General features: G+C 62.9%; 9 protein-coding genes. 5 read left to right on the forward strand and 4 right to left on the reverse strand.

Going from position 1 to position 7,573, the window contains the following annotated elements:
* Together EN879_RS16795 and EN879_RS16800 are read left to right on the forward strand one after the other, a co-directional pair.
* The coding region (locus tag EN879_RS16795) for a trehalose-phosphatase (RefSeq protein WP_281034594.1) at window positions 1-392 on the forward strand (392 nt) is incomplete at its 5' end.
* Between the two features lie 60 nt (window positions 393-452).
* Entirely contained in the window at window positions 453-710 is a 258-nt protein-coding gene (locus EN879_RS16800) for a hypothetical protein (RefSeq protein WP_063168507.1), read from the forward strand.
* A gap of 30 nt (window positions 711-740) precedes the next feature.
* On the opposite strand, the gene EN879_RS16805 is transcribed toward EN879_RS16800, so the two are convergent.
* Together EN879_RS16805 and EN879_RS16810 are read right to left on the reverse strand one after the other, a co-directional pair.
* A complete protein-coding gene (locus EN879_RS16805; RefSeq protein ID WP_127274138.1) occupies window positions 741-1,463 on the reverse strand; it encodes an SDR family oxidoreductase in 723 nt (240 codons plus the stop codon).
* Complete coding sequence (locus EN879_RS16810; RefSeq protein WP_063168506.1) at window positions 1,463-2,305, reverse strand: SDR family oxidoreductase; 843 nt, start codon at window positions 2,303-2,305, stop codon at window positions 1,463-1,465. Before EN879_RS16810 ends, EN879_RS16805 begins: the two co-directional genes overlap by 1 nt.
* Window positions 2,306-2,408: 103 nt before the next feature.
* Here EN879_RS16810 and EN879_RS16815 point away from each other — a divergent pair, with 103 nt between their 5' ends.
* Complete coding sequence (locus tag EN879_RS16815; protein ID WP_063168505.1) at window positions 2,409-3,296, forward strand: helix-turn-helix transcriptional regulator; 888 nt, start codon at window positions 2,409-2,411, stop codon at window positions 3,294-3,296.
* 200 nt (window positions 3,297-3,496) lie between these two features.
* On the opposite strand, the gene EN879_RS16820 is transcribed toward EN879_RS16815, so the two are convergent.
* Window positions 3,497-4,132 carry a TetR family transcriptional regulator C-terminal domain-containing protein gene (locus EN879_RS16820; protein WP_013530906.1) on the reverse strand — a complete coding sequence of 212 codons (636 nt, stop codon included), beginning with the start codon at window positions 4,130-4,132 and terminating at the stop codon, window positions 3,497-3,499.
* A gap of 226 nt (window positions 4,133-4,358) precedes the next feature.
* Between EN879_RS16820 and EN879_RS16825 the strand changes: the two genes are divergently transcribed.
* Window positions 4,359-5,687, forward strand: coding sequence for an aspartate aminotransferase family protein (locus EN879_RS16825; RefSeq protein WP_013530907.1), 1,329 nt, complete (start codon window positions 4,359-4,361; stop codon window positions 5,685-5,687).
* A gap of 75 nt (window positions 5,688-5,762) precedes the next feature.
* Here EN879_RS16825 and EN879_RS16830 read toward each other — a convergent pair whose 3' ends face one another.
* Window positions 5,763-6,401: a TetR/AcrR family transcriptional regulator gene (locus tag EN879_RS16830; protein WP_013530908.1), complete on the reverse strand. Its 639-nt coding sequence runs from the start codon at window positions 6,399-6,401 to the stop codon at window positions 5,763-5,765.
* A 121-nt stretch (window positions 6,402-6,522) separates the two neighbouring features.
* Between EN879_RS16830 and EN879_RS16835 the strand changes: the two genes are divergently transcribed.
* The coding region (locus EN879_RS16835; protein WP_164774438.1) for a Zn-dependent hydrolase at window positions 6,523-7,573 on the forward strand (1,051 nt) is incomplete at its 3' end.

The raw sequence follows: 7,573 nt of genomic DNA on the forward strand, positions 1-7,573 counted from the left end.
GTCGTGGCGCCTATATCGAGCGCAAAGGACGGGTGCTGGCCATCCACACGCGCGCCGCCCCGCATCTGCTTCCGCGCGCGACGCAGCTTGTCGAGCAGGCGCTGGCCACGCTGCCAAAGGGCTACCGGGTGGTTCCCGGCAATGCCGGTGTTGAACTGCTGCCGCTCGAGGCCGCCAAGGGCGCCGCGATCCGGCGTTTCATGGAAATTGCGCCATTCACGGGCCGTCGCCCGGTCTTCCTGGGCGACGACACGTCGGATGAAAACGGTTTTGAGGCCGTCAATGATGCCGGCGGCATATCGATACGCGTCAAACCACCAGCGCACACCGCAGCGCGGTACGGGCTTGCCGACGTTGTCGAGACGCTGGCCTGGCTGAGAGGTCAACTTTAGATCCAGCCGACGCAACCGCGATCGCGCCTCCTGGAAAGGGCAAGGAAAGGAACGGTTTCGATGGGACGCTTCGCACAATTGGTCCGAGAGATCACCCCGAACTGGCTGCACTCTCGCTCCTCCCGCCATGACATTGCCGACGTTTCACCGTCCGACGCGGATTTCAGCTGGCAAGAGGCGATCGATAACAAGATGTATGGGGCTGATACGCCTGATTATTCCTATGTTCCGGAAAAGACCGCTTCAGATGCGGTGAGACCGGGCGGTGACAGCCCCGGCGAAAAGAGCGTGCGGGGTGATCCAAAGAGAGCCAATTGAGGGTGAAAGCCTGTCGGCGCCCGAGGAACGCTAGGCCGCAAATCGCAGTCCGCCGTCGCAGGTCAGCACCTGACCGGTCATGAAGCCGTTGGAGACGAGGAAGGCTATTGCCGCGGCGACGTCTTCGGCGCGACCGATGCGGCCGACCGGGGTCCTGCCGGCATAGTCGGCAAACAGCGCCTGCCTCTGCTCCTCGGCCAGAAAGTCCCACCAGGGCGTGTCGATGACGCCTGGCGCCACGACATTGACGCGCAGCGGTTTCAACTCCATCGCCAGGATCGGCACCACGGTCAACAGCATGCCGTTGATGGCGGCGATACCGGCGACGCCGGGCGTTGCGAGCTGCGCCGACACCGCCGAGATGAAGGTGACCGATCCGGCCTTGTTGAGTGTCGGCAAGGCGGCCTGCAGGCAGGACAGCTGCGGGCGGACCTTTTCCTCCACGCCCCTGCCGATGTCACTCAGGTCAAGCGCCGGGAACGGGCCGAGGCCCTTGCCGCCGCTGGCCGCCAGCACCAAGTGATCAAAGGGGCCGAGGCGCTCGAAGAATTGACGGACCTCATCCGGCTTCGACGCGTCGAAAGCGGCCTTCTCGGCAGCACCGCCAAGGCTCTTCCAAGCGCTCTTCAGCTTGTCCTCGTTGCGGCCGGTGATGGTTACCTTCATGTCCGGGCCAAGCAGTTTGCGCGCCGTCGCCAGCCCGATGCCGGACGAGCCACCGATGATGACGGTGTGTTGGATTGCCTTGGTCATCAATGCTGTTCCTTCGATGTGGGGGAGGCCGGGCCGATGAGGTCGAGGCTCAAGCTTCTCAGCTGTTGCCTTGCCTTGGCGTCGTAGGCCTGAGCATCGGCGCGGGATTCCCGCAGGCCGTCGAAATAGAGGCCGCTTTTCCCGTTGAGCGTGGGTGAGGTGGCGAGATTGAGGATGGCGTCGGCACCGGTCTCGACCGAACTCCACGGCGTCACCCCGGCCTGCCGGACCATGGTTGTGTTCATGTAGCTCGCCGGATGCAATGCGTTGACGGTGACGCCGGTGCCTTTCAACTGTTCGGCCAAATCGACGGTGAACAGAATCTGCGCCAGCTTGCTCTGGCAATAAGTGCGCACCCCGTCATAGGAGCGGGTCAGCATGACATCGCTGAAGTCGATCGCCTGCTGCCCCGCAGAGGCGACATTGACGATGCGCGCCGGCGCACTGGCCTTCAGCAATGGCAGGAGCTCCGATGTCAGCAGGAAACCGGCGAGATAGTTGACCGCGAAGCGCAGTTCATAGCCGTCGGCACTCACCTGCCTTTTGGCACCTTGGCCCGCTGTGCCGATGCCGGCATTGTTGATGAGGATGTCCAGCCGGTTCGTCCGGGCGCGCACCGCCTCGGCGAGGTGGCGCACCTCGGCCAGCGAAGAGAGGTCGGCGACCAGAAGCTCGGCCTTGCCGCCGGCGGCTTCGATCTCGGTGACAACAGCCTTGCCGCGCGTTGCATCGCGGCCGTGCACCAGCACACGGGCGCCCGCGGCGCCGAGCCGTTGCGCGACAACGCGGCCGACGCCGTCTGTCGAGCCGGTGATGAGGATCGTCTTGTCTTTGAGTTCCATGTTCAGAGCCTCCGTTCTGTTGCTCTGAACGGAAGATGGGGCAGTTGGCGCTGGCCAAACAGTTCAAACTTTATCCTGGTATCAATACTGCTATAATACGCGCATGGAGTCCCAACCTCACGCGGCCCCCACACGTTCGGCTGAAGACAGCCGCCGGCGCGAACTCGGCGCCTTCCTGCGCTCGCGCCGCGAAAGGCTGACGCCCTCGGCCGCAGGCATCGCCATCGGTCTCAGGCGACGTACGCCGGGCTTGCGCCGCGAGGAGGTGGCGATGATCGCCGGTGTCGGCACGACTTGGTACACATGGCTGGAGCAGGGGCGGGAGGTCAGGCCCTCGGTCGAGGTGCTGACGGCGCTCGCCGAAGCACTGCGCCTCGACGCCGCCGAAAAACAGCATCTGTTCATCCTTGCCGACCGCCAGCAGCCGGAGCGCCGTGCCGTAGCGCCGGAAAAGGTCGATGGCCCGTTGCTGCACATGCTGCAGAGCCTGGTGCTGCAGCCGGCCTATGTCGTCGGGCGGCGCTGGGACGTGCTGGCCTGGAACCCGGCGGCGGTGGCGGTGTTCGGCGATTATGGCCTGCTGGAGGGTGACGCCCGCAACATCGTCCACATGGTGTTCACGAGCCCGCATCACCGGCACCTGCTGGTCGACTGGGAGCAACTGGCGCGCACCGTGCTGGCCTCGTTCCGGGCCACGAGCGCCCGCTATGTCGGCGATCCGGATTTCGAGCGGCTGATCGAGTTGATGACCCGTTCGAGCCCCGAATTTCGTGCCTGGTGGCCGCAGCGCGACGTCGCGCATCGGTTGTCGGGGGTGAAACATGTCCGGCACCCGAGCGCGGGCGCCATGACCTTCGAGCATATGAGCCTGTCGATCGGCGACGGCTCGGACATGAAGCTGATCGTCTACACGCCGTTAGCCGAGCAGAATTCGATCGCCAAGCTGCAGGCATTGCTGGACGCGCTGCCGGCCGAGCGGCGCAGCGCCTGAGGTTGGCTGGCGTCCCCCTCGGCTTCGTCATCCACGGGCGAAGCGGACGCGGAGACCCGAGGATCCATGCCGGGACGTTTGCCGAAGAGTACTACGGAGCAGAATTTGGACCTTTGCGGCGCGTTGAAGTCGCGGCATGGATTGTAGGGTCTGCGCCGCGTCGCTTCGCTCCTTGCTTCGCCCTAGAATGACGAAACCATTTAGCCCTTCGGCTTCAGCCCATCGAGGAACAACTGCTCGAGAAATCTTGCCGCATCCTCGAAGCGGCCGTCGCCGCCACGGTTCGGTCCGAGCACGGCGCGGACCTGGACGTCGAAATCGGCATAATGCTGCGTCGTCGCCCAGATCGAGAAGATCAGGTGCCACGGGTCGGTCTTGGCGATCTTGCCGGCGCGCATCCAGCCCTTGATGACGGCGGCCTTCTCGTCGACCAGCGTTTTCAGTTCGCCCGCCAGCAGCGGCATGATGCGCGGCGCGCCTTGCAGGATCTCGTTGGCGAACAGCCGGCTCTCGCGCGGAAAATCGCGCGCCATCTCCAGCTTGCGCCTGATGTAGCTGCGCAGTTCGGTTAGGGGATCGCCAATGTCGTCGAGTTCGCGCAGTGGCGCCAGCCAGGTGTCGAGCAGGCGCTGCATCAGCGTTTCGTGGATGTCTTCCTTGCGCCGGAAATAATAGAGCAGGTTCGGTTTCGACATGCCGGCAGCTTCGGCGATCTGGTCGATGGTCGAGCCGCGAAAGCCGTTGGTGGAGAAGACCTCAAGCGCCGCCTCCAGGATGAGTTCGCGCTTTTCCTGCTGGATGCGGGTGCGGCGAGGGGCATCCGTGCCGATGGTCACCGTTGCAAGCCCTCGTGTTGAGGCTCATCTGGACCAATTCTCTGGACCAGTTTTTCCCTAGCCTGTGGAACGCACTTCAGGTGCCGCATTTCCGCTAGTAATCCTTGACCGCCTACAGGGCGGTGCTAACGTTTGTCCAATCGGTCAAAAATTTGCGTAGCATGAAAACGCGGCAAAGACCAAGCGTTGGGCGCAGCGAAACAGTTTACAAGGGGAAGTCCTGGTCATGTCCAACCGGCTGAAAGTCACGCCGAACGATCTCAGTGCATTCTGGATGCCGTTCACGGCAAACCGGCAGTTCAAGCAGGCGCCGCGCATGATGGTGTCCGCCAAGGACATGCATTACACAACCAGCGACGGCCGCAAGGTGCTCGACGGCACCGCCGGCCTGTGGTGCGTCAATGCCGGCCACTGCCGTCCGAAGATCACCGAGGCGATCCAGCACCAGGCTGCCGAACTCGATTATGCGCCGGCCTTCCAGATGGGCCATCCGATCGTGTTCGAACTGGCCAACCGCCTGGTCGACCTGGCGCCCAAGGGCATGGACCATGTCTTCTTCACCAATTCCGGCTCGGAATCGGTCGAGACCGCGCTCAAAATGGCGATCGCCTATCACCGTGTGAAGGGCGAGGGCTCGCGCACCCGGTTGATCGGCCGCGAGCGCGGCTATCACGGCGTCAATTTCGGCGGCATCTCGGTCGGCGGCATCGTCACCAACCGCAAGATGTTCGGCACGCTGCTCGGCGGCGTCGACCATATGCCGCACACGCATCTGCCGGAAAAGAACGCCTTCACCAAGGGTGTGCCGGAGTATGGCGCGGAACTCGCCAACGAGCTGGAGCGTATCGTCGCCCTGCACGACGCTTCGACCATCGCCGCCGTCATCGTCGAGCCGGTCGCCGGCTCCACCGGCGTCATCCTGCCGCCGAAGGGTTATCTGGAGAAGCTGCGCGAGATCTGCACCAAGCACGGCATCCTGTTGATCTTCGATGAGGTCATCACCGGTTTCGGCCGTCTCGGCACACCGTTCGCCGCCGACTATTTCGGTGTCACGCCCGACATCATGACCACCGCCAAGGGCGTCTCCAACGGCGTCATCCCGATGGGCGCGGTGTTTGTGAAGAAGGAGATCCACGACGCCTTCATGACCGGCCCCGAGCACATGATCGAGTTCTTCCACGGCTACACCTATTCGGGCAACCCCATCGCCTGCGCGGCCGCACTCGGCACGCTTGACACCTACAAGGAAGAGGGCTTGCTGACCCGTGGCGAGGAGCTGGCGCCGTACTGGGAAGACGCGCTGCATTCGCTGAAAGGCGAGCCGAACGTCATCGATATCAGGAACATCGGCCTGATCGGTGCGATCGAGCTGGCGCCGATCGCCGGCCAGCCGACCAAACGGGCCTTCTCGGCCTTCGTCAAGGCGTTCGAGCGCGGCGCGCTGATCCGCACCACCGGCGACATCATCGCGCTCTCGCCGCCGCTGATCATCACCAAGGGCCAGATCAACGAATTGATCGACCATGTTCGAGATGTGCTGAGGTCAATCGATTGACGGACTGACGCGGTCGGTTGAGGTCGGCGCGGCAGCGCGCCGACCTGACCTTTTGCTTGCAACGAACCATTACAGTCAGGCGGGCAACGCACCGATCCCGGTCAGGATCACCCGCTTGATATTTTCCTTGGCTTCCCGCCATTGCCGGTCGGACAGAGGTTTTCCGCCATTGAGTGTCTCGATCTGATGGCCGAAATCGGCGTAGTGCTGGGTCGTAGCCCAAAGCATATAGAGCAGATGACGCGGATCCACCGGGTCCATCTTGGCTTCCTCGATCCAGCGCCTGATGATCTCGACGCGGCCGTCGGTCCATTCGCGCAGCGTCGATTCCATATAGTCCTGAAGCACCGGCGCCCCGTGCATCACTTCGGAGGCCCAGACCTTCGAGCCGTCGGGATGGCGGCGTGATATTTCCATCTTGGCGTCGATATAGGCACTGATGCCGTCTATGGGCCCGCGCGCCGCGTCGAAGCAATTGGCCGCCTGTAGCCAGATTTCAAAGATGTTTTGAACGACCGACCGGTAAAGCTCTTCCTTGGTGGCGAAATAGTAGTGGAGATTTGCCTTCGGCAGTCCGGCCAGATCCGCAATCAACTGCATCGTGGCGCCGCCAAACCCTGCCTCCGCAAACACCTTCTCTGCAGCGACGAGAATGGTTTTTTCATTCTCTCGGCGGATCTCCTGTCGCCGCATGGGGCGGGTGGGTTCTGCCATGTCTACCCCAAGATTCTAGTTGACCGCTTGGTCAGGTTGTGTAGTTTAAAAGCTGACCATACGGTCAAGCTGTAAATCACTCAAGGGGCGACAAGACCCCTGGTGTAGATGGGAACTCGAGATGGCCGCACCCGGCGAGAATCTGCGAATCAATTCAAACCGTTTGTGGGATTCCATCATGGAGATGGCGAAGATTGGCCCCGGCATTGCCGGCGGCAACAATCGCCAGACCGTGACCGACGAAGACGGCGAAGGGCGGCATCTGTTCAAGCGCTGGTGCGATGCGGCCGGGCTCGAAATGGGCGTCGATGAAATGGGCACGATGTTTGCCCGCCGCGAAGGCACCGATCCCAGCCTGCCGCCGGTCTATGTCGGCAGCCATCTCGATACGCAGCCGACCGGCGGCAAGTATGACGGCGTGCTCGGCGTACTGGGCGGGCTTGAAGTGGTGCGCTCGCTCAACGATCTCGGCATCAAGACCAAACATCCAATCGTCGTCACCAACTGGACGAACGAGGAGGGCTCGCGCTTCGCGCCGGCTATGATGGCGTCCGGCGTGTTCGCCGGCGTGCTCGACCAGGCCGATGTGTACGGGCATGTCGACAAGCAGGGCAAGAAATTCGGCGAGGAACTGGAGCGCATCGGCTGGAAAGGCCCCGAGAAGGTCGGCGACCGCAAGATCCATGCCTTCTTCGAACTGCATATCGAACAGGGTCCGATCCTCGAGGACGAAGATATCGACATCGGTGTCGTCACCCATGGCCAGGGCCTTAAATGGCTGCAGGTGACGCTGACCGGCAAGGAAGCCCATACCGGCTCGACGCCGATGCCCAAGCGCCGCAATGCCGGGCTCGGCATGGCGCGGGTGATCGAACTGGTGCACGAGATCGCCATGGACTACCAGCCCGATGCCGTCGGCGCGGTCGGCCACATGGAGGTCTATCCCAATTCGCGCAACATCATCGCCGGGCGCACCGTCTTCACCGTCGATATCCGCTCGCCGGAAAAGGAAGTGCTGGACGCGATGGATGGCCGCATCCGCGAAGGCATCGACACGATCTGCGATGCACTCGACATCCGCTGCGAGATCGAACAGGTCGGCGCTTTCGATCCGGTGACTTTCGATGCCGGCTGCGTCAAGGCGATCCGCGATGCCGCCGACCGCCTTGGCT

This window comes from Mesorhizobium sp. M7A.F.Ca.AU.002.02.1.1, from assembly GCF_003998535.1.
In the GTDB taxonomy this organism is placed as follows: Bacteria; Pseudomonadota; Alphaproteobacteria; order Rhizobiales; family Rhizobiaceae; genus Mesorhizobium; species Mesorhizobium ciceri.

Excerpts from the sequence above, each read along its gene's own strand:
- EN879_RS16825 (WP_013530907.1), top strand. The coding sequence starts at position 4,359 with ATGTCCAACCGGCTGAAAGTCACGCCGAACGATCTCAGTGCATTCTGG.
- EN879_RS16830 (WP_013530908.1), bottom strand. The coding sequence starts at position 6,401 with ATGGCAGAACCCACCCGCCCCATGCGGCGACAGGAGATCCGCCGAGAG.
- EN879_RS16800 (WP_063168507.1), top strand. The coding sequence starts at position 453 with ATGGGACGCTTCGCACAATTGGTCCGAGAGATCACCCCGAACTGGCTG.
- EN879_RS16810 (WP_063168506.1), bottom strand. The coding sequence starts at position 2,305 with ATGGAACTCAAAGACAAGACGATCCTCATCACCGGCTCGACAGACGGC.
- EN879_RS16815 (WP_063168505.1), top strand. The coding sequence starts at position 2,409 with ATGGAGTCCCAACCTCACGCGGCCCCCACACGTTCGGCTGAAGACAGC.
- EN879_RS16805 (WP_127274138.1), bottom strand. The coding sequence starts at position 1,463 with ATGACCAAGGCAATCCAACACACCGTCATCATCGGTGGCTCGTCCGGC.